Origin of the sequence: Leclercia sp. EC_58 (assembly GCF_019584355.1) — a bacterium.
Taxonomy (GTDB): Bacteria; Pseudomonadota; Gammaproteobacteria; order Enterobacterales; family Enterobacteriaceae; genus Enterobacter.
In genome coordinates, this window is sequence record NZ_VDAM01000001.1 from 1,983,142 (window position 1) to 2,009,945 (window position 26,804).

Sequence of the window (26,804 nt, forward strand, 5' to 3'; positions counted from 1 at the left end):
GCAAAATCTATGGAAATTATTCTTGGCGTAGTGATGTTCACGCTGATCGTGCTGGTGCTCTCGGGGCTGATTCTGGTGGCGCGCTCAAAGCTGGTCAATTCCGGCGATGTGATCATTGAGATTAACGATGAGGCAGATAAGCAGATCCTGACGCCTGCAGGCGACAAGCTGCTGAACACCCTCTCTGGCAATGGCATTTTTATCTCCTCTGCCTGCGGTGGCGGTGGCTCGTGCGGACAATGCCGCGTGACCGTCAAAGAGGGTGGCGGCGATATTCTGCCAACCGAGCTGTCGCACATCAGCAAGCGCGAGGCGAAAGAGGGCTGTCGTCTGGCTTGTCAGGTGGCGGTTCGCCAGAACATGAAGATCGAACTGCCGGAGGAGATCTTCGGCATTAAGAAGTGGCAGTGTGAAGTTATCTCTAACGATAACAAAGCCACCTTCATTAAAGAGCTGAAGCTGCGGGTTCCCGACGGGGAAGATGTGCCGTTCCGTGCGGGCGGTTACATTCAGATTGAGTGCCCGGAACATACTGTCGCGTATAAAGATTTTGATGTGCCTGAGAAGTACCGCGGTGACTGGGATAAATTCAACCTCTTCCGCTTTGTCTCTGAGGTCAAAGAGCCGACGCTGCGCGCCTATTCAATGGCCAACTACCCGGAAGAGAAGGGCATCATCATGCTCAACGTGCGTATTGCCACGCCGCCACCAAACGTGCCGGACGCACCGCCGGGGATCATGTCTTCTTATATCTGGTCGCTGAAAGCGGGAGATAAAGTCACTATCTCCGGTCCATTTGGTGAGTTCTTTGCTAAAGATACCGACGCCGAAATGGTCTTTATCGGCGGGGGCGCTGGCATGGCGCCGATGCGCTCGCACATTTTCGACCAGCTTAAGCGCCTCGGCAGTAAGCGTAAAATCAGCTTCTGGTATGGTGCCCGTTCGCTGCGCGAAATGTTCTATCAGGATGAGTTTGAACAGCTTGCGCGGGATAACCCGAACTTTACCTTCCACATTGCGCTTTCCGATCCGCAGCCGGAAGACAACTGGACCGGCTATACCGGCTTTATTCATAACGTCCTGTATGAAAACTATCTGAAGCACCATGCCGCGCCGGAAGACTGTGAGTTCTACATGTGTGGTCCGCCGATGATGAACGCCGCAGTCATTAAAATGCTGCACGATCTTGGCGTGGAAGATGAGAACATCATGCTGGATGATTTTGGAGGCTGATGATGATGACCTTCGTGCTGACCTTTGCCGTTTTTGTGCTGGTGATCTTCGGCATGTCCCTCGGCTGGCTGATTAAGCGCAAAAGCATTCAGGGCAGCTGTGGTGGCATCTCTTCCCTGGGTATGGAGAAAGTTTGCGATTGCCCTGAGCCGTGCGATGCGCGTAAAAAGCGTATGGCGCGTGAGGCGCAGCGCCAGCAAAACCGGATCCTCTGAAATAAACAGGCCGCATCAAGCGGCCTTTTTTTTTACTTAAGCCACTCCCGCGCCTGGGCTGGGGAATCGACCATCACCCCATCGGCCCCCAGCGCTTTTGCTTTCTGGTAATCCTCGGCGGAATTTACCCCCAGCAGGATAATGTGACCATTACCCTGCGAGCGGAAACAGTCCATCGCCTCTTTGTCCCATGTCAGGGTTGCCGGAGAGATCCCCTCGCCCAGGGTAAATTTTTCCACCACCTCGACCTTGCGGTTCAGCTCCAGCCCGTACCAGTATGCATCCATTGTCTTTGCAGGGGCCTGGCACACGTGGTTCAGCGAGATATTTGCCAGCCGGGTACGCGTTTCACTGCGGGTGACAAAACGCGGTATTTCTGCAGGCAGCGCATCCAGATAGCGATCTTCGGTAGAGTACACGCGCACACGGTTCAGGCTGTTGGTCTCTTTCAGCACGGTAAGCAACTGCTTGCCCATCCCGGCCGCATCGGCGTCGGGGGATTTGATATCAATATAGAAGCGGGTCTCAGGCCAGCGTTCAAGCACGGCTTTCAGCGTTGGAATAGTGGCGCCGGTAACGCTCTCTTTCCATTTCGCACCTGCGTTAAATGTCGCCAGCTCTGCCTGAGTATACTGGGACACTTTTCCCTTCGCGGGGGTTAACGCGCTCAAATCGCTGGGACGATACAGAACGGGAACGCCGTCACGGCTGAGCTGCACGGTTATCCAGATAGCCTGAGCGTGATTTTCCAGCGCCAGCGCGATGGCCGGAAGCGTGTTCTCCGGCGCGTCGGCGGTTCCGCCGCGGTGAGCAATAATCTGCGGGTCAGCCCAGGCGTTAGAGGCGAGCAGCAGTGAAGCGATAATCATCTTTTTCATGAATAAATTTCCATTTTAAATGCATTAACTTGATGAATTTAAAGTGTTTATTGGCTGTATCTTGTAACACGATTTAATGACAGAAGTGAGACAGTAAAACTGCTGACGCATTTTTTGTACTTTGTTATACTGGATGTAATTACAGATGTGGTGAAGACGATGCGCAAAATCATCCATGTCGATATGGACTGTTTTTTTGCTGCGGTGGAGATGCGGGATAACCCGGCGCTGCGGGATATCCCCATTGCCATTGGCGGCAGTCGCGAGCGGCGTGGCGTGATCAGTACCGCTAACTATCCGGCGCGTAAGTTTGGCGTGCGCAGCGCCATGCCAACCACTATGGCGTTAAAACTCTGCCCACACCTCACCTTATTACCGGGACGCTTCGATGCCTACAAAGAAGCCTCCAGCCATATCCGCGACATCTTTTCCCGCTACACCTCCCTGATTGAACCGCTGTCGCTGGATGAAGCCTATCTGGATGTCACCGACAGCCTGCACTGTCACGGCTCCGCCACGCTGATGGCGCAGGAGATCCGCCAGACGATTTTCAATGAACTGCAGCTCACCGCCTCGGCGGGCGTCGCCCCGGTAAAATTTCTTGCCAAAATTGCCTCGGATCTCAATAAGCCCAACGGTCAGTATGTGATCACCCCCGACGAGGTCCCGGCATTTATCAAAACGTTGCCGCTCAGCAAGATCCCCGGCGTGGGTAAAGTCTCTGCGGCAAAGCTGGAGAAGATGGGACTGCGCACCTGCGAGGATGTGCAGAACAGCGATCTGGGCATGTTACTTAAGCGCTTTGGTAAGTTTGGCCGGGTGCTCTGGGAGCGAAGCCAGGGCATTGACGAGCGCAACGTTAACAGCGAGCGGCTGCGTAAATCGGTCGGTGTGGAACGGACCCTGGCTGAGGATATCCACGAGTGGGCAGCCTGTGAAACCATCATTGTCGAACAGCTTTATCCGGAACTGGAACGGCGGCTGGCGAAGGTCAAACCGGATCTGCTGATTGCCCGGCAGGGGGTAAAACTGAAGTTCAACGACTTTCAGCAAACCACGCAGGAGCACGTCTGGCCGCGGCTCAACAAGGACGATCTGATCGCCACCGCGAAGAAAACCTGGGAAGAGCGTCGGGCAGGGCGCGGGGTTCGGCTGGTGGGATTACATGTCACGCTGCTGGATCCGCAGCTTGAACGGCAACTGGTGCTGGGGCTGTAAAAAAGCCCGGTGGCGCTTTGCTTACCGGGCATACAAATGACAAACGACGTTGACCTTGTAGGCCCGGCAAACGCAGTGCCGCCGGGCATCAGTCGGCTGATTACTTCGCCGGGATCGCTTTCAGCAGTTCCGTCAGCAGGGTCCAGTAATGGCCCACGCTTTCGATATGAACCTGCTCATCCGGAGAGTGCGGACCGGTAATGGTTGGCCCGATGGACACCATATCCATATCCGGGTACGGTTTTTTGAACAGACCACACTCCAGACCAGCGTGGATCACCTGAATGTTCGGCGTGCTGTTGAACAGACGCTGATAGGTTTCACGCACCAGCGCCATCACCGGCGAGCTCGCATCTGGCTGCCAGCCCGGGTAGCTGCCCTTGGCGACGGTCTGCGCACCAGAGAGTTTGCCCAGAGATTCCAGCATGCTCACCACGTAATCTTTCCCACTGTCGATCAGGGAGCGGATCAGGCAGATGATCTCTGCGCTGTCGTCAGCCATGGTCACCACACCGACGTTCAGGGAGGTTTCCACCACGCCTTTCGCCACGTCAGAGTTGCGGATCACGCCGTTTGGCGTGGCGTTCAACAGCTGAACAAAGCGGTCGCGGGACTGTTCAGTCAGCGCGGCTTTATCGCTGGTGCTCGCTTCCAGAACCACGGTCAGGTTCTTCTCTTTGGCGTCCAGTTCGTTTTTCAGGATGTCCAGATAAACGGCGGAGAGCTTTTTCAGCGCATCGGCTTTGTCTGCGGCAACCGCCACGGTCGCGAACGCTTCACGTGGGATAGCGTTACGCAGCGTACCGCCGTTGAAATCCACCAGACGCAGATCCAGCTCGGCAGCATGACCGGCCAGGAAACGGGCCAGCAGTTTGTTGGCGTTGCCTAAACCTAAGTGGATGTCACCGCCGGAGTGGCCGCCTTTCAGCCCTTTCAGCGTCAGCTTAAAGGTCTGGAACCCTGCCGGGATCGCTTCACGGGTCAGTGGCAGCGTGGAGATAAAATCGATACCGCCTGCGCAACCCATATAGATTTCGCCCTCCTCTTCGGAGTCGGTATTGATCAGGATATCCGCCTGCAGCCAGTTCGGTTGCAGACCAAACGCGCCATCCATACCGGCTTCTTCGGTCATGGTCAGCAGCACTTCCAGCGGACCATGCTCAACGCTATCGTCGGCCAGCACCGCCAGCGCAGAGGCCATACCGATGCCGTTATCCGCACCCAGGGTGGTGCCGCGGGCTTTAACCCACTCGCCGTCGATGTAAGGCTGAATTGGATCTTTGGTGAAGTCGTGAACGGTGTCGTTGTTTTTCTGTGGCACCATGTCCAGGTGCGCCTGCAGCACAACCGGTTTACGGTTTTCCATGCCTGCGGTGGCGGGTTTGCGGATCAGAATGTTGCCAACCTGGTCGCGTTCGGCGTGCAGCCCTTTTTCCTTCGCCCAGCCCATGATGTGTTCGGCAAGCTGTTCTTCGTGATAGGAAGGGTGAGGAATGGAGCAAATTTTGGCAAAAATATCCCACAGCGGTTGTGGCGATAGTTGAGACAGTTCAGACACAGTAAGTCTCCTTGTCGATCTCCTGCAGACAATCTTGCAGGTCACGGGGTTAGCAGGTTTAGAGTTACCACAAGTCAGACTTGCGAGGTGGGTTTGAGAATACCACTTTCTCTGTCGGCTGGTAGGGGTAAGCAAGTAAAAACTCCCGCTGTAACCGCTTAGCACTGGTTTTTAGTGCTTCAGATCTCTATAATCTCGCGCAACCATTTTCCCCCTCGAACACTTTTTAAGCCGTATAAACACAGGCTGGGACAATTCACATGAGCGAAAAATACATCGTCACCTGGGACATGTTGCAGATTCATGCACGTAAACTGGCTGCACGCCTGATGCCATCCGAACAGTGGAAAGGCATCATCGCTGTCAGCCGCGGCGGCCTGGTACCAGGGGCACTGCTGGCACGTGAGCTGGGTATTCGTCATGTCGATACCGTGTGCATCTCCAGCTATGACCATGACAACCAGCGTGAGCTGAAAGTGCTGAAACGCGCTGAAGGCGATGGTGAAGGTTTCATCGTGATTGACGATCTGGTTGATACCGGCGGTACGGCAGTGGCTATCCGCGAAATGTATCCAAAAGCGCATTTCGTCACTATCTTCGCGAAACCGGCCGGTAAGCCGCTGGTTGACGATTATGTCATTGATATCCCTCAGGATACCTGGATCGAACAGCCATGGGATATGGGCGTCGTATTCGTCCCACCTATTTCTGGCCGCTAATCCAGATTTTTTAACGCCCGGTGATGCCGGGCGTTATTGTTTTCGCCACTGGCGCGTTACAATGACCCTCTCTGACGTATTTATAGAGGCAGCGCGCAATGTCCCAGGCGAATCTCAGCGAAATTCTCTTCAAGCCCAAATTCAAGCACCCGGAAACGTCGACGCTGGTTCGTCGTTTTAACAGCGGTGTACAGCCGTCAGTGCAGTCGGCGCTGGATGGCAAAAATGTCCCGCACTGGTATCGCATGGTTAACCGCCTGATGTGGATCTGGCGCGGTGTTGATCCCCGCGAAATTCTCGACGTGCAGGCGCGTATCGTCATGAGCCAGGCCGAGCGCACCGACAGCGAACTGTACGACACGGTGGTAGGCTATCGCGGCGGCAACTGGATCTACGAATGGGCAAAACAGGCGATGATCTGGCAGCAAAAGGCGAGCCAGGAGGAGGATCCTCTGTTAAGCGGCCAGCACTGGCTGCACGCCTCTAATCTCTACAGCATTGCGGCTTACCCGCACCTGAAAGGCGATGAACTGGCAGAGCAGGCCCAGGCGCTGGCAAACCGCGCCTATCAGGAGGCGGCCCAGCACCTGCCAGGCCGGATGCGCGAAATCAGCTTTACCATCCCCGGTGGCCCGGCGGTCACCGGCTTCCTGCATATGCCCGCGGGCGACGGTCCCTTCCCGACGGTGATGATGTGCGGCGGCCTCGACTCCCTGCAGACCGATTACTACAGCCTGTATGAGCGCTACTTTGCGCCAAAAGGGCTGGCGATGCTGACCCTCGACATGCCCTCTATTGGCTTTTCGTCAAAATGGAAACTGACCCAGGATTCCAGCTTGCTCCACCAGCATGCCCTGAAAGCGCTGGAGCAAAACCCGTGGGTGGATCACACCCGCGTAGCGGCGTTTGGTTTCCGCTTTGGCGCCAATGTCGCTGTCCGTCTCGCCTATCTTGAATCTTCACGTCTGAAGGCGGTGGCCTGTCTGGGGCCGGTGGTTCACGCCCTGTTAAGTGAACCTGCCCGCCAGGGCAGCGTGCCGGAAATGTACCTTGATGTGCTGGCCAGCCGGCTGGGTATGCACGATGCCTCGGACGAGGCGCTGCGCGTAGAGCTCAACCGCTACTCTTTGAAAATGCAGGGGCTGCTGGGACGCCGTTGCCCTACGCCAATGCTCTCTGGCTTCTGGAAAAACGATCCCTTCAGCCCGGAAGAGGAGTCCCGCTTAATCACCTCGTCATCTGTGGATGGCAAGCTGCTGGAGGTGCCGTTCAGCCCGGTGTATGAGAATTTTGACAAAGCACTGCAGCAGATCACGCGCTGGATCCATCAGAGATTGAGTTAAGAGATTGCTAATTTTTTTGGGTTTGGTAAAACAGTGGCTTCACAAAAGGAGATCGCAATGACGTTACCGAGTGGACATCCGAAAAGTAGGATGATCAAGAAGTTTATGGCTCTTGGCCCCTACATCCGCGAAGAGCAGTGCGAAGAGAATCGCTTCTTTTTCGATTGCCTGGCTGTTTGCGTTAACGTAAAGCCAGCGCCGGAGAAGCGCGAATTCTGGGGATGGTGGATGGAAATGGAAGCAGAAGAGTCACGCTTCACCTACAACTATCAGTTTGGCCTGTTCAATAAAGAGGGTCACTGGCAGGCGATGGCCATTAAGGATCCGGAAGTGATCCAGCGCCTTGAGCACACCTTGCGTGAATTCCACGAAAAAGCCCGTACGCTGCTGGCAACGTTCGATCTGAAACTTGAGCCTGCTGATGATTTCACCAATGAACCGGTGAAGCTGACGGCATAAGCCCGGCGTAAAAAAGACAATAAAAAAACCCGGCGCTTAGCCGGGTTTTTTATGGGAATAAATCAGAACTGGTAGGTCATACCCAGCGCGACGATATCATCGCTGCTCACGCCCAGTTTATTATCGTCATCAATCTGGTTGATTTTATAATCAACAAACGCGGACATATTTTTGTTGAAATAATAGGTTGCGCCGACGTCGATATATTTCACGATATCTTCATCACCGATGCCTTCAATATCCTTGCCTTTTGACTGGACATAACCCAGGGATGGACGCAGACCAAAATCAAACTGATATTGCGCAACAGCTTCGAAGTTTTGCGCTTTATTGGCAAAGCCACCGGAGATTGGCGTCATATTACGCGTTTCGGTGTACATGGTTGCCAGATAAATATTGTTCGCGTCATATTTCAGACCGGTGCCCCAGGCTTCAGCTTTTTTACCTTCGCCGCGCGCCAGCAGGTTCTGGGCATTGGTACGGTCAGAGTTGGTGTAGGCGCCGCTGATGGCGAAGTCGCTGCCGCCGAAGTCATAGGTCAGAGCGGTACCGAAACCGTCGCCGTTCTGTTTTTTGGCTTCGCGGCCTTCGTTTTTACCCTGATATTGCAGGGTCAGATCCAGGCCATCGATGGCGCCGAAGAAGTCGGTATTACGGTAAGTTGCCAGGCCACTGGAGCGCTTGGTCATGAAGTTGTCGGTCTGCGCAGAAGAGTCGCCGCCAAATTCCGGGAACATATCGGTCCAGGCTTCAACGTCATACAGCGCACCGAGGTTACGACCGTAATCGAATGAGCCGAAATCCTTCAGCTTAATACCGGCAAAGGCCAGACGGGTTTTCTGCGTAGCGTCGCTTTCAGCTTTATTGCCGGAGAACTCAGCTTCCCAGCGGCCATAACCAGTAAGCTGATCGTTAATCTGAGTTTCGCCCTTAAAGCCGAAACGCACATAAGTCTGGTCGCCATCTTTAGCATCATCATCACTGATATAACGCATCGCTTTCACTTTTCCGTACACGTCCAGTTTATTGCCGTTTTTATTAAACACTTCGGCTGCCTGTACAGATGAAGTTGCTACAACGCCCATTACCACTAATGCCAGAGTACTCTTTTTCATTTTCAATCCTGGTTTCTTATAAACGCGCTAATATTCGCTGAACAGTAAGCTCATGCTTTTGTTCCGTGAAAAAACAGGAAGGGTTTTAACGTGATGAAATGAACGTTTTATGACAAATACAGAATAAGTTTAAAAAAGGGTATTTTTTTATTTCAGTAATAAAACCGTCAAATTCTGCCGCTACGCTTCCTGATCCTGCGCAACAAAGTGGTTACCTCTGCGTTATGGCGGTTGGCAACGGGCCCCAGTCCTGATAAAAAGTCTGATTGATATCATTTCCCTTATTGTTGAACGGCAGAGAATCATGAGTGACAGCCAGACGCTGGTGGTAAAACTCGGTACCAGTGTGTTAACAGGCGGATCGCGCCGCCTTAATCGCGCCCATATCGTTGAGCTGGTGCGCCAGTGCGCGCAGTTGCACGCCGCAGGGCACCGTATTGTGATTGTCACCTCCGGGGCGATTGCTGCCGGGCGTGAGCACCTGGGTTACCCCGAACTCCCGGCCACCATTGCCTCCAAGCAGTTGCTGGCCGCAGTGGGGCAAAGCCGCCTGATTCAGCTCTGGGAACAGCTGTTCTCCATCTATGGCATTCACGTCGGGCAGATGCTGTTGACCCGCGCCGATATGGAAGATCGGGAGCGTTTCCTGAACGCCCGCGACACCCTGCGCGCGCTGCTGGATAACAACATCGTGCCGGTCATTAACGAGAACGATGCGGTCGCCACCGCAGAAATCAAAGTCGGCGATAACGATAACCTTTCGGCGCTGGCCGCCATTCTGGCGGGCGCGGACAAGCTGCTGCTGCTGACCGACCAGCAAGGTCTCTTCACCGCCGATCCGCGTACCAACCCGCAGGCTGAACTTATCACCGATGTAAAAGGTATCGACGATGCGCTGCGCGCCATCGCGGGCGATAGCGTCTCTGGCCTCGGCACCGGCGGCATGGGGACCAAACTGCAGGCCGCCGATGTGGCCTGCCGCGCCGGGATCGACACCATTATCGCCGCGGGCAGCCGTCCGGGCGTGATTGGTGACGTCATGGAAGGCATTTCGGTGGGCACCCGTTTCCATGCTGAAGCCACGCCGCTGGAAAACCGCAAACGCTGGATCTTCGGCGCGCCGCCCGCCGGGCAGCTCACCGTGGATGAGGGCGCCACCGCCGCTATTCTGGAAAGAGGCAGCTCATTGCTTCCAAAAGGAATTAAAAGCGTGACAGGCAACTTCTCCCGTGGTGAAGTGATTCGTATCTGCAATCTGGAAGGGCGCGACATTGCCCACGGCGTATGCCGCTACAACAGCGACGCGCTGCGCCGTATTGCAGGCCACCATTCACAGCAGATCGATGCCATTCTCGGCTATGAGTACGGCCCGGTTGCTGTCCATCGCGACGATATGATCACCCGTTAAGGAGCAGGACATGCTGGAACAAATGGGCGCCGCCGCCAAAGCCGCCTCGTATAAACTGGCGCTCCTTTCCAGCCGCGAGAAAAACCGCGTGCTGGAAAAAATCGCAGAGTATCTGGAAGCCCAGTCCCACGAGATTTTGCTCGCTAACGAGCAGGATCTGCTGGAAGCCCGCCGCAACGGCCTGAGCGAGGCGATGCTCGATCGCCTGGCATTAAACCCCGCGCGTCTGAAAAGCATTGCTGACGATGTGCGTCAGGTATGCAGTCTGGCCGATCCGGTAGGGCAGGTGATTGACGGCGGACTGCTGGACAGCGGCCTGCGCATCGAACGTCGCCGCGTGCCGCTGGGGGTGATCGGTGTGATCTACGAAGCCCGCCCGAACGTCACCGTAGATGTCGCCTCGCTGTGCCTGAAAACCGGCAATGCCGCCATCCTGCGCGGCGGGAAAGAGACCTGGCGCACCAACGCCGCCACGGTAAAGGTGATCCAGCAGGCGCTGGAAGAGTGCGGCCTGCCAGCCGGGGCGGTACAGGCGATTGAAAGCCCGGATCGTGCCTTGGTCAACGAGATGCTGCGCATGGACAAATACATCGATATGCTGATCCCACGCGGTGGTGCAGGTTTGCATAAGCTGTGCCGCGAGCAGTCGACGATCCCGGTGATCACCGGTGGTATCGGCGTGTGCCATATTTTTGTGGATGACACTGCCGAGTTCGATCCTGCCCTCAAGATCATCGTGAACGCCAAAACCCAGCGTCCGAGCACCTGTAACACGGTGGAGACGCTGCTGGTACACCAGGGCATCGCTGATACCTTCCTGCCGGCACTGAGCAAGCAGATGGCGGAAAGCGGCGTGACTCTGCATGCCGATGCCAACGCGCTGACGCAGCTGCAGAACGGCCCGGCGAAGGTTGAACCGGTGAAAGCGGAGCAGTACAACGACGAGTTTCTGTCGCTGGATCTGAACGTGAAGGTGGTGGCCGATCTCGACGATGCTATCGCGCATATCCGTGAACACGGCACCCAGCATTCAGATGCAATCCTGACCCGCACCCTGAGCAATGCCGGTCGCTTTATCAACGAGGTCGATTCGTCTGCGGTTTACGTCAACGCCTCCACCCGCTTCACCGACGGCGGCCAGTTTGGTCTGGGCGCCGAAGTGGCAGTCAGCACCCAGAAGCTGCATGCCCGCGGCCCGATGGGTCTTGAAGCGCTCACCACCTACAAGTGGATTGGCTTCGGCGACGATACCGTTCGCGCCTGATTGTCCTCGCGGGCAGCCTCAGCTGCTGCCCGCGCTACTCCTGATGTTATGACCTGCCCGTTCCTGTGCCGCCGAGTCCAGCGCGGCGATTTGCTGTTTTAGCGCTGTCAGGCTGAGCGGCCTGCTGATTAAATAGCCCTGGGTTTCATCGCACTCCATCATCATCAGTTTTTGCAGTTGTCCTTCGGTCTCCACTCCTTCAGCCGTAATACTCAGCGAGAACGCTTTACCCAGACCGATAATATTTTCGACGATGGTATTGGCGCTGTCGCTCTCTGGCATGCCGTCGATAAACGATTTATCCAGCTTGATGCCATCGAACGGGAAATTGCGCAGATAACTCAAGGAGGAGTAGCCGGTGCCGAAATCGTCCATCAGCAGCTTCACGCCCAGTTTCTTCAGTGCCAGCATGATTTCAAGGCTGTTTTCCGGATTCCACAGGGTGGCGTTTTCGGTGATTTCAATCTCCAGCCGGGAAGGATCTAACTGCGACATCTGGAGCGCGTCTTTGATGCGCTCCACGACCTGCCAGGACTGGAACTCGACGGCAGAAATATTCACCGATACGGAGAGACCGTGCAGCGACTGCTGTGCGTCCCGACAGGCGGTTTTCAGCACCCAGTCGCTCAGCGGAATGATCAGCCCGGTCTCTTCGGCCAGGGAGATAAACTGATCCGGCATGATCAGGCCAAGCTCAGGGTGATCCCAGCGGACCAGTGCCTCCACGGCAATGATGCGCGAAGAGTCGTGACCATAGCGCGGCTGATAGACCAGACGGAACTGCTCTTTTTTAATCCCTTCGCGCAGACTCTCTTCCATCTCGCGACGCTGTACCATCTGTTCGGCCATTTCGGGCGTATAAAACATCCACTTGTTACGCCCGGTGCTTTTCGCTTTGTACAATGCGATGTCTGAGAAGCGCAGAAGCTCGCTCGCGTCGACAGCATCGTGCGGTGCGATAGCCACGCCAATACTGGCGCCGATGACAATCTCATGCCCGTTAATCAGGAAGGGGCGCGTAATCTCGGCAATGATACGTTCGCACAGGGTATCAATGTACTTCCTGTCACGAATGTCGGAGATAATCAGGATAAACTCGTCTCCGCCCTGGCGCGCCACCAGATCGTAATCGCGGATACAGGCCCGTAGCCTGGTCGAGACTTCATGCAGTACGCTATCACCGGCACTGTGACCAAACAGATCGTTGACCGGTTTGAACTTATCGAGATCGAGGCTGAGCATCGCCAGCGGATGCATCTGCGTAGGCTGCGCCCGCAGTTTGCCCTCCAGGAACTCGCGCATCCGCACCCGGTTGGGCAGTCCGGTGAGATCGTCGTGCCGGGAGAGGTACTCCACGCGCGCCTGGGCCTCCACTTCGAGAGTGACATCCGTGGCGGTGCCGCGGTAGCCGGTGATCCCCTCCGGCGCGATAACCGGTTTAATCGCAATATGGCAGTAGCGCTGGTGGCCCATCGCCGAAAGATAACGGCAGTGCAGCAGGCGGCGATGGCCCGTCTGGCCGGGAAGGGTGATCCAATCCGCCAGCGACTGGTTTTCGGCCTCCATCAGCTCGCTGAGCGGGCGGCCAATCCAGGCCGATATGCTGTGCCCGGTGATCCCCGGAAAACGCTCCGAAAGCCAGGTAAAACGCAGCTCGGTGTCCGTCTCCCAGATCCAGTCCGTGGTCGCCTCGGCAACGTCACGAAAACGCCGTTCGCTGGCGGTGAGCGCCAGACGGTTCTGCGCCAGTAGATAGGTATTTTCATCATACATGCGCGCCTTTTTGAGCGCGTTACGTCCCAGCATCACGCCGGGAATCGCGGTGCAGAGCGCCAGCAGGATCAGCAGCGGCAGGATATAGCGCAGCAGTTCCCGCCCCGGATTTTCGCTTTTCCATTCAAACGTAACCTGCTGACCATCAACAGGAAGGGTGGCTACCCCGCGTCGTCCTTCCAGCTTTGGGGCGCCCGTATGCTGCACGCGGGTCTGGGCGATACCGTATTCTTCACCCAGCGCGGCGAGCTTGTGCTCATCCAGCACGTCCACAAACACCAGTACCGAGGCCGGACCAGGGGCAGCCGTGATGCTTGAGTCATCACCCGTAGTGATGTTTGCCGCCGCCACCAGCGCCGGATAGCCTCCTTTCATCACCACCGTACTGGACACGGGCATAGCGTCCGGCTTGCTTATTTTCTGCATCAGCTCGGGCAGGGGATCGTCGCCCAGCCAGGCTTGCAGAGAGCGGGTCACCAGCTTGCCGTTGATGACGCTGTAGCGGGTCTGCCCATGGCTATCCAGCACAAACACCCCTTCGTACTCAAAATCGCGCCAGAGGGTCGCGCCCATATTCTGACGGGTGTACGCCCAGTCGGTATCCACCTTCGGGTGCAGATGCTGGTAGGCTTCGCCCCACCAGGCGTAATCTTTGATGTGGGTCGTGAGGGTATCGACGCGGTTATGGATGGCCTTTTGCAGCAGCATGGCGCTGTGCTTATCGCTGTCTTCATTGATATTTCGCACGATCGTCAGCAACGCGATGATGGCGATAATAAACAGCATTGCCAGCAGGGAAAACATCAGCAGCAGGGCGCGCTTGATAAAGCTGGCGGTTCTTCTCGGCTCAAGGTCCGTGCCGCCTATGTCATCGGTGACAAAAAATTTATTCATTATGTACCCACTCTCTCAGGCATTTCTGTGTTCCGATTAGAATTAGTATCGACCTGTTCTGGCGGGGCTTGATGTCAAAATGTAAAACTCAAGATAGCCGATTCTGAAGGGAAACGGGGAAAGATGGCATTCCCGATGGGGGCAAATAGCCGCAAAATGTGAAGAAAGGCGAAAATGGCCCTTTAAATTGAATGGTTTTTGCGCGGGTTGGTGTAAAAATCAACGACTAAAAGAGGAGGGGTTGACGAGGTGGGCTCTTTTTCTTACCCTTTTACACCGCAGTACCTCTCCTGAAAGCCGATATAGCTCAGTTGGTAGAGCAGCGCATTCGTAATGCGAAGGTCGTAGGTTCGACTCCTATTATCGGCACCATCACTTAAAAATCCTTATAAATCAATAATTTAGACTTAAAAATCTGCCTTTTATTCATCTATAAGAATCGGTAAATCATCCCTCATAACTGCCGTTATGGTTGATATGGCAATTGGGATGTTAACTGTAACGGCCTGTAGTTGTACAGCTCGAACAGGTACAAGCTTAACTCGAAGCTGATGACTTCCAATGTCTCAAAATTGCCCAATAAACGCTTAGAAGTCACGCATTCAGCCCCGATGCCCCTTACTGAGGGATAAACAGGCTTATGGTGATTCTCGTCCCTGTAAACGATATACAGGCTCTATCTCCGGCTGGCTCACGGTTCCATATGGATACACGAGCGTCCTGATAAGATGGCTTTTGAGCGTACATGATGAAGTCGCTAAAGCTCCCGTTGATTGGTATCACCAGCCGGGGCTAAATGGCTACTATTGTCTTTTAACGTCTAAGCGGATTTTTCAAGCAGATGAACAATAGTGATGTGATGTCGCTGCTTATCACTACACCCTGCAATACCGTAACGCTTAACCAGTTCATAGCCGACCTTATCCAGCCTTTTCAGTAGCTGCTCAGGTAGCGATAAGACCAAATTAAAGGCTGTGAGTTCATCACCTCTTTCTGAAGACCCCTTTCTATTGTTACATTGAACTTTTAATCATTCATTGTCTAAAGAACTTGCTAACCCTGCCTTTAACCTATCTTTTTTTACTTTTTCGTCCAGCTTATCAAAAAATATCATTTTTTGTTGAAGTGTAAGTTCTCTTTTCGCATTGATAGCATTCAATATAGAAGATATTTCTATTTCACTAGCAGAGTAAAGTTTCTCTACCTCCTTTTTAATCTTCTGGATTGAACTAGAATCTGAAATACTGAAAATATTTTCCATAATAAATAATGACTCAACAATTAAATCCTGGATCCTTGCTTTGTCTTTCGAAAGGCTATCAATTTCAGCTTGTTGTAAAGAAACTGAAGCCTTCAAATTTTCTAATTCGTCGGACAGTGCATTTTTAATTGATTCTAGTTCTTCAGTTTTTAATTCTTCGCGCCTCCCTCGCTCAATTTGCTCTTGTATGTCAGCATCACTTTTTGCTTTTGCTAAATCTTCAGCTCTATCAGCTTTTACTTTTAAAGTTGACAGGTCTATTGCTTCTTGAAAATCTCTCTCTTTGATTTTGAATGTGTTGGCACTATATCTATCATCAGCCCACTTATGCGCCTGAGAAAGGAGCCACTGTGCATATGGCGAGATTATAGCCAAAATACTGCCAGAAAGGATGGGGGCAATCATGTAATGCAGATAGAAATACTCCTGCGAAAGGATATAATCGATTCTGAACTTTACAGGCGCATCACTCATGAACAACATCGCTAAGTTAGGCCAATTGAACCACATCCACGCCAGAAGAATAAATCCCCACAAAGGATTTTTGAGCCTTTGCTCCAGCGCTTGTTTAACTGAGTCTGTAAGACCTTCATTCATCTTGACGCCTCTTAACCTATCTTTATTCTTATCATAATCGTTCAAAACATTTTTCAAAACAAGAACTAACACAATGAATAATCACCTTCGGCGAGCCTTATCATGAGAAAGTGACCAATCGATTGATAAAAATAAATACGGGGAGATGAGGAAGAGATTAAGCTGCTTCAATGATATGAGATAAAGCTATCATTCGGACTCGTTCTTGTGTGTAACCCGCAAGGCGGTACTCCTGAACCAACGAGTAACCAACCTCATCAAGACGAGCAAGAGCCTTACCAGACAGCTTAACAATTACGTTGTTTGAGTTATCCCCACCTTCTGAATGGAAAGGGGCGACGGCTGCTGTAGCGGTTACACGTGCAATCTTTGGCTTAGGCATTGGTGGCTGTCTACGTGTCTTTGAACAGTTCAGACAACTACCCGATGAGATATAGCGAACAGTTGAGCCACAATGCATACACGGCTTATCAGGGTTATGGAAAGTGTTACACATTGGCTAAAACCTCTTCGAGGTAAGATGTGATTCGGGCTTGCAGGCTACGTTTTGAGCCATCCCCCGAACGTCTGATTAGCTTTTCCATTAGCTGAGGATGAATCTTCCCGATAAGGTTAGCCCCGATAATCAGACAGCCGTTAGAGTCGTAATAGGTAATTGGTTCGTTAATTGTATTTTCCATTTATCAACCCCCTGTCATTTGCTTAATAGCAGCCTTCAAAGCTGCATCTCTTTGCTGTTCAATTGTTGGCTTAGGCTTCACTTTATACGTGGTGACCGCTTTAGCTGGCTTAACTGATGATTTAGGTTTATTACCTGAAACAAGTAGCTTATAAGTTGATTCACTGATTTCATTTTGACCATTGAAGTATTTGAATTCCATTGAGTCAGTAAGGTGATTATAGCTGCCACGCTTGGACAGCCCTTTCATTAGAATACTCATTATTCGGTCACCTCTTCAGAATCGGTTACAATCACGTTCAGGTAATCGGTAAAGTCTTTTACAGCATCCAGAGCTTTACAGGCTTCAATAACAATCTTGTTTCGCTGGTGGACAGCTTCAGAGGCTTTTACCTTCAGACGTTCAATCATCTTATCAATGGTTGATTCAGCTTCAGCGGTTGCCTTATCAGTTGCGTCTTTCAGAGCATTCTTTTTAGATGAGATGAAATAGATTAAGCCCATTCCCACCCGGTGTACCATATAGCCAGCATCAGCCATGCTTTGAATCACTTGTTGCTGGTTAGTTGGATAAACCTGCTTCACAATGAATCCGTGTCTTTCGGACGGGTTAGCAAGATATTCAGCAGCTTTCTGATTAATCAACACTGAACGAGATTCTACAGCGTCCTGATATTCAACCTCAGCTTTAGACATCTTTTCAGAAGCCTGTTGTACTTTCGGAAAATACAGCTTTTCAACATGCTGCTTTTGTTCGAATGGTAACAGGTGACTGATTGAAGCTACTGGTTGGTTAATTGATACAGCTTGATTTAAAGTGGTCATTATTAATTACTCTTAGTCTGGTTTGCTTAGATTTCAGAAAGCACAAAACCGCATCCAGCCAACTTAATGTTACGGGACACGGTTCAATGTTTTCAAATTAGGTTGTTCATCTTCTCAAGAGGAATTCCCGTCACTCATTCGGGATGGATGCCTAAGAAGATAAACAGAAGGAGACTGAGGAGCCAGAAATAATCGGTGATTGATGAATAGTGAATATCTCTAACTCATATAACCATTGTCACATGAAATCACTTATTGTCAACGGTTATTTATTAATTCTTTCGCAGATTGCTTTGATGAGTAATAAGCGGCTAGATTTTGTTATCATTTTTTTAATATGATACTGCTTGTTGGGGGTTAGATTTAGTAAATCACCAATCTTTCTTAATTCAACATTGATAGTGTGACAGGTTTTTCTTGTAACTTTGTAGTATGTCTTCATTCATAACTGAATCCCTTTCTAAGGCAAATAAAAAAAAAGGCCACTCATTAGAGCAGCCCTTTACATTGCTTTCTCAAATACCTCTTGAACGACCTGTGCCAGTTGATTTTGAGATTTAGCAAACCAGATAAAACAATTATCTCCTGGGAATAGCATTCTGTAAAACCCAAACAGATACGTAAATCACGACCCTTATTACTTTTTTGTTTCGTCTGAAACTCGTCTGAACTACGCTCTAAAAATTGAAATCCCCTCATTGCACAAAACATAATTATATGATTCATAAGTAATTGTTCACATAAAGGCATTCAGTTAACAACAAGTATGCGTTATGTTACGTGTGATGCTGTTAGAAATAAATTGACACATCCTGTCAAAAACTGCTATCACAATCACGTACAAAAAGTACGTTCAAATGACAGACAAACCGAAACAATGTAGCACCCATATAAGGATTGTTATTATGAGTTTACAGGTTTTGAGAGATTCAGTTCAAAGACGCAAACCAATCTCATTTCATTACAACAAGCCAGGAAAAACACCGGGCGAGAGAATTGGAAACGTTCATGCAATCTTCATAATGAGAAAAAAAGATGGCACCGAATCCACTAAATTGCACATTGTCCAGACATCTGGCGTAACAGACAGCGAGCCTGATTTCCCTGAGTTCAGAATGTTTGATATAGAGTCTCTATCAAATATCACAATTCTCGAAGGTGAACCCCAATTCCCAATCAATGATAAATATAACCCGGAGTACGACGGCTATAAGAATGTAATTGCTAAGGTTTAAGAATGAGCCTGAATCACTCTTTCCTCATAGGCTCAGATGAATCAAGTGAGCTTATGCTAAACATTTCTGGTCTTGATGCTAACGCTAAAGAAGTGGATTCCTTATGTGCCAATTTCTTTGCACACTGTGCTAAGACTGGCACACCCAAATTCACATGTAAGCTGACAATACAAAATCTTCAAAATCTTTATAGCCATCTATCCAGCTATAGCATGGTATGTGATAGCACTTCTTCAAAGACTGGAAGATTCATTGAGGTCAGAGATAATTATAATGAGATAATCAGCATTCTTGAACACGCTGATAATAATTCATTAGTTATGGCCTTGCAGCACCTTGTAAGCAGTAAGTTAACCAATAATGACATCAATACAATATTAGGGAGAAAGGAATCTCTCGAGACCTACGAGAAAATGCTCACTGAGCCTGATAGTTATAAGGAGGCAGACTGGCAACGTTTTTTTGAAACCAATGAATGGATTTTTGGTTATGGCTTAAAGTATAAATTCCTAAAAATTCTTCAAAGGGAAGCTCACATATCAAGAACTGATTTAAACGGCGGAAATGATGTAATTGCTGATTTTCTTATATCTGACTCAAGATTCACCAAGATTGTGGAATTAAAAACACCAACAACAAAACTTTTCACTAAGCGACAAGGGCGCTCTGATACATGGTTCTTATCCAGTGAATTAACCGACGCTGTTAGTCAGATTTTGGCGCAAAAGGCAAATTGGGAGATTGAATCTCAGTCTAGAAATTACACTATGGATGGTGAACTTATACATGAAGATACATTTGATACAGAATGCATTTTAATTATAGGTTCATTATCTTCAATTGAGGGTAATGAGCGAGAAAAACTAATTAAAAGAAAAACCCTCGAGCTTTATAGGAGAAATTTAAAAAATATAGATATCTTGTTTTATGATGAGTTGCTTGAGAGGTCGCGCTACATTGTCAGAAGTGCTGAAGTAATAGAAGATAAGCTTCTCTCAGCACTGTAGATGTATCTGTAAGAAGGAAGGATAGCATTATAACAAATAAAATATTTATCGTGGTGTTTCGAGTAATGTCATGAGTTTGATACCTTCTCAGCATACCGGAACACCCTCTTTCAGATAACATTAATGTGTTTCACATAGGACATTAGAATCATACTTTCCAGAGTCTTTCTGATGGTTGCTCCAGCATTAACCGCTTTCAGTTTCACCAGTTGATTATCTGTCTTTTTAATCCGCACTGCTTTTGTCTTGTTCATTCAAATGACTCCTTTGATAATCAGAGTGATGACTTGTGGAATGCTTACTTCAAAGTGTTCAGCCAGAGCTTTTAATTGCTGGTAAGCTGGTTCACCGATATGTGTTAATGTATAGTTCATTGTTATGCTGCCTTTTGAATGTGTAAATCAAGGACGTCTTCTAATTCCCTGTCAGAATCCAATTCATCGTTTACATAGTCACTGTTAAAAATTACCTGAATTTCGCCTTTATCATGACAATGCTCAATCATTTTGATTGTTAATTGCAATGCCTGAGTAATATCGTTACACCAGCTTTTACTAAAACCTGTTTCATCCTCTACAGCGGCTGCTGTGATAACGCTTAATTGCTTCAATAGATTGAAACAGAAAGATGGGGATAGTTTATCTGGACAGCTATTAACGCAACCCGTGAATACATCCTCAACTTTTGAAGGAAGGTTACTTACTGAGTCTTTATCAATAAAATATTGCTGAAGTGTATTCTCCATAGCCTTACGGGGTGTTCCTCTTCTGCGGTAAGGTTTATTGCTTGCGGGTAATGGGTTATTGAAGCTGGTGTAACCTAATTCGATGAGGGTGTTTTTAAGAGATTCGCGGTATTCGGGGGTATCTATTAAATCGTGGTCATCTGAGAAGAAGCCTTTACCTGTGATTGGCTTTCCAGCCGGAGTCTTGACTCCATTAAATACTTTAGCTTTGTACATTACATAGTGGATACCTCAATTCGTTATCTAATAAACCATACTAACCTAAATTTAACATTTTGTCAACATTATTAACAATTTGTGACAGGCGCTTTTAGATTTCAATCAACCAAAAACCTCTCATAAATCAATGACATTGAAGTCCGGTATATATAACTGGAAGGATACTTTTCAGGCGCTTGGGAAGGGTTTCTTTTCCGAGATTGCGTATGCAGGGCTGGTATAGGGTGTTTGCGGTAGGTTCTCCCCCCCAAAGGGGGAACCGTTGAACCGCGTTAGAAGGGGGTTGTACAGATTGATTGAAAAGGAATTTTAAGAGGGCTAACGCCCTGAATCACCATGATTTATTTACATCAACCGATTGTAGTTGATTGTTTTTTAAGCTACCCTAAAACCTCTTAACAGATTCTTTTTGTTCTTTGTTTTTCATCTTCTTGTCTCTGAGTATCTTTTAAGAGTTCTTTAAAGAAAGCCTTTCTAACCTCACCTGCTTTCAGCTCATCGGTGATTCTGGTTTCCACCTTGTAGCATTGACAGTAAACCATATCGGGATCCGTGAAAGAGGCCTTGAAGCTGGTGGATGAATTTTCACAAATGTTATTTTTCTAAAAAATTTCCAGACCTATTTTTATTTCAGTTTCACCAGCAACTTTCAGCATATCTAGAGCAACTTTGAAGATTTTGGATAGTCTGAATCTCTCTGCTTAGTAGCGCCCTTTTCAAAGATTCCATACCAATGGCAAAAAATGAACATATCTGAGCCTGTACAGCGTTCTAAGCGATTATTTAATGATGGTAACCTTGACCCATAGGTTAATAATAAAGGCTGCTTAGAATGCGTTACAGGGATCCTGATAAACGCCAGACATAAAAAAGCCCCGCTAAGATGCAGGGCGTAAATCATCATCAGTTCGTTAAAACCGCCTCTTTGAGGCTCTTACTAACCTTTGCCACCGTTGCCCTTGAGCAGCTCACTGTTTCCATTACGTCACTGTAGGACATACCAGCCTGTAATAGCTTGGCTATTCTCTCATTGCGCTGTGTGTCCTCTGGACGTCCTTTGTATTTTCCGTCTGATTTTGCCTTTACAATGCCCTGAGCCTGTCTTCTCTTACGGTCTGTGTAATCCTTTCTGGCAATAGCGGCGAGCATGTCCAGCATCATCCCGTTTAACGCCTCAAGCATCCTGCTGGTGAACTCATCTCCTGACTGAATAAGCTGGTGGCTTGTTGGCAGGTCTAAGGCAACCACTCTAACGCCTTTCTCATTAATCAGTGACCGTAACTTGTTCCAGTCTTCACCGCTCAAACGTGACAGACGGTCTACCTGCTCAACTAAGAGAACATCTCCCTTCTGTGCAATCTCAAGCAGTCTGAACAACTCAGGGCGCTGTAGAGATGCGCCTGATTCATTCTCTGTGAAGTAGCTTGAAATAGTCATACCGTTGGCTGTAGCGAATTCATCCAACTGACCTTTGGCGCGTGTTGCGTCTTGCTGAGTGGTGGAAGCTCTGAGGTAAGCGTAGACACGTGAAGTCATGATAGTGAACCGTATCAGTCTGTTTGAAGTGGTTCAATTATATCAGTCTGATTTGAGTGGTTCAATAAATTATTTTTGAGGTGAACTGGTTCAGTAAATCGGTATCTCTTAAGGTATACCTAAAGTGAACCATTCGACGGCTGTGATAGATGAGAAAAGTAGCAGCATAAGAAAATTGCAAAGGTATGTGACCAGTGCCTCTCCAGCCTGATAAGCTTACATTCTTGGTAAGATAACTGACGGACAGAAAGATGCGAACGCAAGAAGACCTAAAACTGCTTTATGAAAAAAACACATCGAGATACGAAAAACACTTGCACCATAGAATGGATATTACATCAATCATCTTAAAGGGACATCTCTTTGCTGAAGAATTGTTAATGGACATTTTAAGATTGCATTGTCGTGATAGCAAACCAATTGAAAATATCCAATTAAGCTTTCAGCATAAATTGAAACTTGTTCAGGCACTTTTTGGCTCCCATCTTACTGGGTTTCAGTACCCTGAAAAAATATGGCCAGTTTTGGATAACTTGAATCAATTACGCAATGCTTTGGCACATCAAATTGACTCACCTAAGGCTGTCACGCGTCTAAACGCGTTTGTCACATCTTCCTGCCAACTATTTAATAAGGATGTGAAGATTTCTATTGTTGAAGCAATACCAGTCTCAGACAAAGACTTAACTGACGAATTACTGAGGATAATGTTTTATCTGTTAGGTTTTTTGGGTTGCATTCATGGGGTTGCTTATCTTAATCCGCCATCGTCAGACAATAAAAACACTCCAATAAGGATACCAGGCCCAATGAAATGAATAGATGATTGAGTCTTTCATTATTAGTGTATTAATTCATTGATTAATCACTGCATATTAATATTAACAGTAAAAACCCCTAATCCGTTGCTGTAACTGGCTTTGAGGGGTAAAAAGGTTGAAATCTGTGAACTGATACCCCCTGTTAATTAGCCGACTAAAATCACAATAAACCTAGTCTTATCAAGGGGGTGTTGATTGACAATGCACTTTTGAGAAATGAAAACGTAAAGCCGTCAAGCTATACCGTCAAAATTGACCTTTTCCACGTACTGAGCAAGCTCTTTGAGTGAAGCCCCTTGACTGTAAGTCTTGAAAGACTCTGTACTCCCCCTTTCATGGCCTACAAGAAGCGCTATCCGGTCTTCAGGCACTTTAAGGCGGTCAAGCTCGGTGATGAACATCCCACGCAATGAGTGAAAGACTTTCCTCTCCGTTTCCTTCTCGCCTAAAGCCTTTCTCTTTGCTCTGGTGAATTGCTGTGTATGCCATGTAGAGCGCTTACCATCAGCCCTGTCTGTTAACGCTGCATGTCTGAAAAGAAACTTATCCGTATGGTTTTGAATCAGCGTGTCAATAAGTCCGTTAATTGAAGGATGAACGGGAACTAATCGGGCTGCATTCTTTGTTTTGCCTTTTGAGATGCGTAAACACCTTACGCTTTCCTCTGTAACAATATCATCAATGGTGAGGCTACAAATTTCATTCAATCTCATCCCTGAATAAAGGCCGATTAAGGTAACCTGTTTCATTTCTTCATTGAGTAACCCAAAGACCTTGCTTAACTCAGAAATAAGGAAAGGCTCATAGCTATCATGTGAACTTTTGGCCTCTAACCTATGCCCTCTGAAAGGATTATCTTTAGGCGCATCGTGATAGCGATTCTTTGCAAAATCGAATAGTTGAGCCAGTGCGCTTATATAGTTTTGTAGCGTTTGAGTTGCTTTCTCTTTTTTCAGTTGGTCAAGCCATCCGGTTACTACCGTTCGGTTAATATCCTGAAGCTGTGAATCACGCTGTTTAATGTGAGAAAGAATTAACTCAACGGCTTTAGTTATCTTTGATAGCGTTGTTAGTTTGCGTTTATCGCTATATTGCAGCAAATAAATGTCACGTATTTGTATTAGTGTAGGACAGCGCTCGATATTAGCCCCGTAATTCACTGGTGATTCCTTTGCAAAGTTGCTGATACCACGTAGTTCATTGATTATCTGCTCAACCTTTGAGCCGTTTTGTTTTGGCTTAAGCTGTTCCCTTAGCTTGATGAACTCTACCGCTACAGCATCCCTGAAAAGCCTTGCTTGCCTGATATCTTTGGTGGCTGTTGATTTCATGTAGTAGCGCTTACCGTTGAAGTAAGGCTTCATGTAGGACGGTATAACGATTCGCACCATGTAAACCCCGCAATGGTCGAGAATCAGATATCTGTCACGCTTGTAAGTCATGTAAACCCCTGATATTTTGTCGGGGCAGTTTCAGGGTTGATATATACCTTTTGTTGCTGGTGAAAAGTCTAATTAACTAAGTTTAATCAATCAGTTAGCTAGGCTTTGTAGATAATTCATTAGAGTCTGCGAAGGTCGTAGGTTCGACTCCTATTATCGGCACCATCCCCTAGTTTTCTCAAGTCAACTAACATCAACAAAATCCTTTAAAAACATAGTCTCTGTCTTGATTTCAGTCATTTGACGTCAACCTCTATCTATTGAAATCAACATGCCTTTGGGGGCACAATCAGGGGCATCTTCTGTTCGGTCTAGGAAATGTGCCCCCAATGATGCTGAATGCCCGAAAGGTTGAAGCCGCGAAAGGAAAAGAGAAGAGCTACAAGCTATCTGATGGTGGTGGTCTGTATCTTCAAGTTGAACCCAATGGCTCGCGCTACTGGCGTATGAAGTACCGTTTTGGTGGTAAAGAAAAACGCCTGTCCTTTGGTGTCTATCCAACCGTCTCTCTTGCTGATGCCAGACAAAAACGCGAAGAGGCAAAGAAACTACTCGCAGCGGGTGACGACCCCGGTGAAGTAAAGAAAGCAAAGAAGCTGGCTTTAACCGCTTCCACTGAGATCTTCAACCCGTTCAAAGAGGTTGCGTTAGAGTGGCATAAGATGAAGTCGCCTAAATGGTCAGAGGGTTACGCTTCCGACATTCTTGAGGCATTTAATAAAGATATTTTCCCGCATATTGGCCACCGTCCTATAGCTGGCATTCAGCCTTTGGAGCTACTGGAAGTCCTGAGGCTGATAGAAGCAAGAGGGGCGATGGAAAAAGCGAAGAAAGTTCGCCAGCGTTGTGGAGAGGTTTTCCGCTACGCCATCGTAACGGGGCGGGCTATCTATAATCCTGCGCCTGATCTCGCTAGTGCAATGCAAGGGCATGAGGCCGTTCATTATCCTTTCCTTAAAGCCAGCGAGCTGCCTGAATTTTTCACGGCACTGAATGCCTACACTGGAAGCCCCATAGTTTTATTGGGGGCACATTTGCTTATTCTGACAGGGTTGAGAACTGGAGAACTACGCGCAGCTGAATGGCGTGAAGTGGACTTCGATAATGCTGTATGGGAAATCCCTAAAGAACGCATGAAAATGCGTCGTGCTCATATTGTTCCGCTGTCAAAACAAGCCTTAGTGCACCTTGAAAGGTTGAAAGAATTGACAGGGAATTATCCGCTGATGTTCCCCGGTCGTAACGATCCCAGTAAGTTCATGAGTGAAGCCAGTATCAATCAGGTTTTTAAGCGCATAGGGTATGGAGGGCGGGTTACCGGTCATGGTTTTAGGCATACCATGAGCACAATTTTGCACGAAAAAGGATTTAACAGTGCATGGATTGAAACGCAACTTGCCCACCTTGATAAAAATTCAATTCGCGGAATTTACAACCATGCACAATATCTCGAAGGTCGTAGAGAAATGATGCAATGGTATTCGGATTTAATGGAAGGATTGCAACATGAATAATCTACCTCATTTAGATTATTATAGGATTGATCGGGCTGCAAAAAAATTAGGATGCGAAGTCGAAGATCTAATTCATTGGGGGGCAAATAATAAAATCAACCTCTGTATTATGTTAGATATGGCTTATTCTCATTTCTATAGCTCAATGGATGTTCATTCTTTGAATCGAAAATTTGAAGACTTACAAAAGAATGAAGATGGATTCAAAGAGATTTCAAAGCATTCTCTTATTTACAATGGAGTGACACCTGATGAATACAATTACCCATTCTTTAATGATGATCGTGGGGAATTTAGCGTAGCTAATGGTGATGCTTCTGGTTTATGGGCGCTTAATTGCGTTGATTTAAAAAAAATAGAATTAAATGGTTATTATGATAAAGGATTGATGGTATTCCCTGACGGGAACGCCAACCTTGAGGGTTTTTTTGGATGCATTCTTCCGGATAGCGCCGGAGTTAAAATTACTGAGGCTGACTTATGGATAACATGGGAAGAAATGGAAAGAGTTATATCTGATAATTTCTATTCTAGTTCACAGCGCAATCCCTTGGAGGTAAAAGGGGGTAAGTCTCTAAAAATATCTAATATTGTCTCAGAACGACATGCTAAAAGAAGAGAAGTAGTTCTTATTGCGGCTATTTTTTGCAAGGAAAAATACCCTCAGGAATGTGAGGTGTCAATACGAGCTTGGGCAAATTGTATTGAAAAATATGCAACAGATATACTATATGGAAATGGAGGTGAGCCCCTATCCCTAGATCGCATAGAACGTATCTTGGGCAAGGCTATTGCAGGAAAATTAATCGGTAACTAGAATCTTCTTTACGTTGAGTAGGAATAAGT

25 protein-coding genes and 1 tRNA gene are annotated in these 26,804 nt (G+C 48.5%); 14 read left to right on the forward strand and 12 right to left on the reverse strand.

Going from position 1 to position 26,804, the window contains the following annotated elements; all coding sequences use genetic code 11:
• The first annotated feature begins 9 nt into the window (after positions 1–9).
• Entirely contained in the window at positions 10–1,233 is a 1,224-nt protein-coding gene (gene nqrF, locus FHC51_RS09635) for an NADH:ubiquinone reductase (Na(+)-transporting) subunit F (protein WP_220435396.1), read from the forward strand.
• Positions 1,233–1,448 carry a (Na+)-NQR maturation NqrM gene (nqrM, locus tag FHC51_RS09640; RefSeq protein ID WP_168192001.1) on the forward strand — a complete coding sequence of 72 codons (216 nt, stop codon included), beginning with the start codon at positions 1,233–1,235 and terminating at the stop codon, positions 1,446–1,448. Before nqrF ends, nqrM begins: the two co-directional genes overlap by 1 nt.
• 32 nt (positions 1,449–1,480) lie before the next feature.
• Here the strand turns inward: nqrM and FHC51_RS09645 are convergent, their stop codons facing one another.
• Entirely contained in the window at positions 1,481–2,326 is an 846-nt protein-coding gene (locus FHC51_RS09645) for a glycerophosphodiester phosphodiesterase family protein (protein WP_220435397.1), read from the reverse strand.
• A gap of 159 nt (positions 2,327–2,485) precedes the next feature.
• Here FHC51_RS09645 and dinB point away from each other — a divergent pair, with 159 nt between their 5' ends.
• Positions 2,486–3,544 carry a DNA polymerase IV gene (gene dinB, locus FHC51_RS09650; RefSeq protein ID WP_220435398.1) on the forward strand — a complete coding sequence of 353 codons (1,059 nt, stop codon included), beginning with the start codon at positions 2,486–2,488 and terminating at the stop codon, positions 3,542–3,544.
• Positions 3,545–3,644: 100 nt separating this feature from the next.
• Here the strand turns inward: dinB and pepD are convergent, their stop codons facing one another.
• Entirely contained in the window at positions 3,645–5,102 is a 1,458-nt protein-coding gene (pepD, locus tag FHC51_RS09655) for a cytosol nonspecific dipeptidase (protein WP_103178385.1), read from the reverse strand.
• A gap of 260 nt (positions 5,103–5,362) precedes the next feature.
• Here pepD and gpt point away from each other — a divergent pair, with 260 nt between their 5' ends.
• From gpt to crl, 3 genes are all read left to right on the forward strand, one after another.
• Positions 5,363–5,821 (forward strand): xanthine phosphoribosyltransferase, encoded by a 459-nt coding sequence (gene gpt, locus FHC51_RS09660; protein ID WP_032616685.1) that lies wholly within the window; start codon positions 5,363–5,365, stop codon positions 5,819–5,821.
• A 98-nt stretch (positions 5,822–5,919) separates the two neighbouring features.
• Complete coding sequence (frsA, locus tag FHC51_RS09665; protein ID WP_103823953.1) at positions 5,920–7,164, forward strand: esterase FrsA; 1,245 nt, start codon at positions 5,920–5,922, stop codon at positions 7,162–7,164.
• A gap of 57 nt (positions 7,165–7,221) precedes the next feature.
• A complete protein-coding gene (crl, locus tag FHC51_RS09670; RefSeq protein ID WP_220435399.1) occupies positions 7,222–7,623 on the forward strand; it encodes a sigma factor-binding protein Crl in 402 nt (133 codons plus the stop codon).
• A gap of 62 nt (positions 7,624–7,685) precedes the next feature.
• Here the strand turns inward: crl and phoE are convergent, their stop codons facing one another.
• On the reverse strand, positions 7,686–8,738 hold the full coding sequence (gene phoE / locus FHC51_RS09675; RefSeq protein ID WP_114315829.1) for a phosphoporin PhoE: 1,053 nt from the start codon (positions 8,736–8,738) through the stop codon (positions 7,686–7,688).
• A gap of 304 nt (positions 8,739–9,042) precedes the next feature.
• Between phoE and proB the strand changes: the two genes are divergently transcribed.
• Both proB and proA read left to right on the forward strand, forming a co-directional pair.
• A complete protein-coding gene (gene proB, locus FHC51_RS09680; protein ID WP_103823956.1) occupies positions 9,043–10,146 on the forward strand; it encodes a glutamate 5-kinase in 1,104 nt (367 codons plus the stop codon).
• 10 nt (positions 10,147–10,156) lie between these two features.
• Entirely contained in the window at positions 10,157–11,410 is a 1,254-nt protein-coding gene (proA, locus tag FHC51_RS09685; RefSeq protein ID WP_220435400.1) for a glutamate-5-semialdehyde dehydrogenase, read from the forward strand.
• A gap of 18 nt (positions 11,411–11,428) precedes the next feature.
• Here proA and FHC51_RS09690 read toward each other — a convergent pair whose 3' ends face one another.
• The gene (locus tag FHC51_RS09690) at positions 11,429–14,077 is read right to left on the reverse strand and encodes an EAL domain-containing protein (RefSeq protein WP_304608134.1); all 2,649 of its coding nucleotides are present in this window, start codon (positions 14,075–14,077) and stop codon (positions 11,429–11,431) included.
• A gap of 296 nt (positions 14,078–14,373) precedes the next feature.
• On the opposite strand from FHC51_RS09690, the gene FHC51_RS09695 reads away from it, so the two are divergent.
• Positions 14,374–14,449 (forward strand) — tRNA-Thr (locus FHC51_RS09695).
• A 658-nt stretch (positions 14,450–15,107) separates the two neighbouring features.
• Here the strand turns inward: FHC51_RS09695 and FHC51_RS09700 are convergent.
• The 4 genes from FHC51_RS09700 to FHC51_RS09715 form a co-directional block, all read right to left on the reverse strand.
• Positions 15,108–16,007 (reverse strand): hypothetical protein, encoded by a 900-nt coding sequence (locus tag FHC51_RS09700; protein ID WP_227636241.1) that lies wholly within the window; start codon positions 16,005–16,007, stop codon positions 15,108–15,110.
• Between the two features lie 416 nt (positions 16,008–16,423).
• Positions 16,424–16,615: a hypothetical protein gene (locus tag FHC51_RS09705; protein ID WP_016831687.1), complete on the reverse strand. Its 192-nt coding sequence runs from the start codon at positions 16,613–16,615 to the stop codon at positions 16,424–16,426.
• A gap of 3 nt (positions 16,616–16,618) precedes the next feature.
• The gene (locus FHC51_RS09710; protein ID WP_016831686.1) at positions 16,619–16,876 is read right to left on the reverse strand and encodes a hypothetical protein; all 258 of its coding nucleotides are present in this window, start codon (positions 16,874–16,876) and stop codon (positions 16,619–16,621) included.
• The gene (locus FHC51_RS09715) at positions 16,876–17,439 is read right to left on the reverse strand and encodes a hypothetical protein (protein ID WP_025983217.1); all 564 of its coding nucleotides are present in this window, start codon (positions 17,437–17,439) and stop codon (positions 16,876–16,878) included. The genes FHC51_RS09710 and FHC51_RS09715 overlap by 1 nt, the downstream gene beginning before the upstream one ends.
• A gap of 905 nt (positions 17,440–18,344) precedes the next feature.
• Between FHC51_RS09715 and FHC51_RS09720 the strand changes: the two genes are divergently transcribed.
• Positions 18,345–18,674, forward strand: a complete 330-nt coding sequence (locus tag FHC51_RS09720) for a hypothetical protein (RefSeq protein WP_004848053.1) — start codon at positions 18,345–18,347, stop codon at positions 18,672–18,674.
• A gap of 2 nt (positions 18,675–18,676) precedes the next feature.
• Positions 18,677–19,681, forward strand: a complete 1,005-nt coding sequence (locus FHC51_RS09725; protein ID WP_016831684.1) for a Shedu immune nuclease family protein — start codon at positions 18,677–18,679, stop codon at positions 19,679–19,681.
• 110 nt (positions 19,682–19,791) lie between these two features.
• Here FHC51_RS09725 and FHC51_RS09730 read toward each other — a convergent pair whose 3' ends face one another.
• The 3 genes from FHC51_RS09730 to FHC51_RS09740 form a co-directional block, all read right to left on the reverse strand.
• Positions 19,792–19,935 carry a hypothetical protein gene (locus FHC51_RS09730; RefSeq protein ID WP_016831683.1) on the reverse strand — a complete coding sequence of 48 codons (144 nt, stop codon included), beginning with the start codon at positions 19,933–19,935 and terminating at the stop codon, positions 19,792–19,794.
• A 122-nt stretch (positions 19,936–20,057) separates the two neighbouring features.
• Complete coding sequence (locus FHC51_RS09735) at positions 20,058–20,642, reverse strand: hypothetical protein (protein WP_220435401.1); 585 nt, start codon at positions 20,640–20,642, stop codon at positions 20,058–20,060.
• A 906-nt stretch (positions 20,643–21,548) separates the two neighbouring features.
• Positions 21,549–22,181, reverse strand: coding sequence for a recombinase family protein (locus FHC51_RS09740; RefSeq protein WP_016831680.1), 633 nt, complete (start codon positions 22,179–22,181; stop codon positions 21,549–21,551).
• Between the two features lie 251 nt (positions 22,182–22,432).
• On the opposite strand from FHC51_RS09740, the gene FHC51_RS09745 reads away from it, so the two are divergent.
• A complete protein-coding gene (locus tag FHC51_RS09745; RefSeq protein WP_115656502.1) occupies positions 22,433–22,999 on the forward strand; it encodes a hypothetical protein in 567 nt (188 codons plus the stop codon).
• Between the two features lie 236 nt (positions 23,000–23,235).
• Here the strand turns inward: FHC51_RS09745 and FHC51_RS09750 are convergent, their stop codons facing one another.
• Entirely contained in the window at positions 23,236–24,444 is a 1,209-nt protein-coding gene (locus FHC51_RS09750; protein ID WP_115656503.1) for a tyrosine-type recombinase/integrase, read from the reverse strand.
• 329 nt (positions 24,445–24,773) lie between these two features.
• Here FHC51_RS09750 and FHC51_RS09755 point away from each other — a divergent pair, with 329 nt between their 5' ends.
• A complete protein-coding gene (locus FHC51_RS09755; RefSeq protein WP_220435402.1) occupies positions 24,774–25,958 on the forward strand; it encodes an integrase arm-type DNA-binding domain-containing protein in 1,185 nt (394 codons plus the stop codon).
• Positions 25,951–26,775 carry a hypothetical protein gene (locus FHC51_RS09760; protein ID WP_220435403.1) on the forward strand — a complete coding sequence of 275 codons (825 nt, stop codon included), beginning with the start codon at positions 25,951–25,953 and terminating at the stop codon, positions 26,773–26,775. Before FHC51_RS09755 ends, FHC51_RS09760 begins: the two co-directional genes overlap by 8 nt.
• The last annotated feature ends 29 nt before the right edge of the window (positions 26,776–26,804 follow it).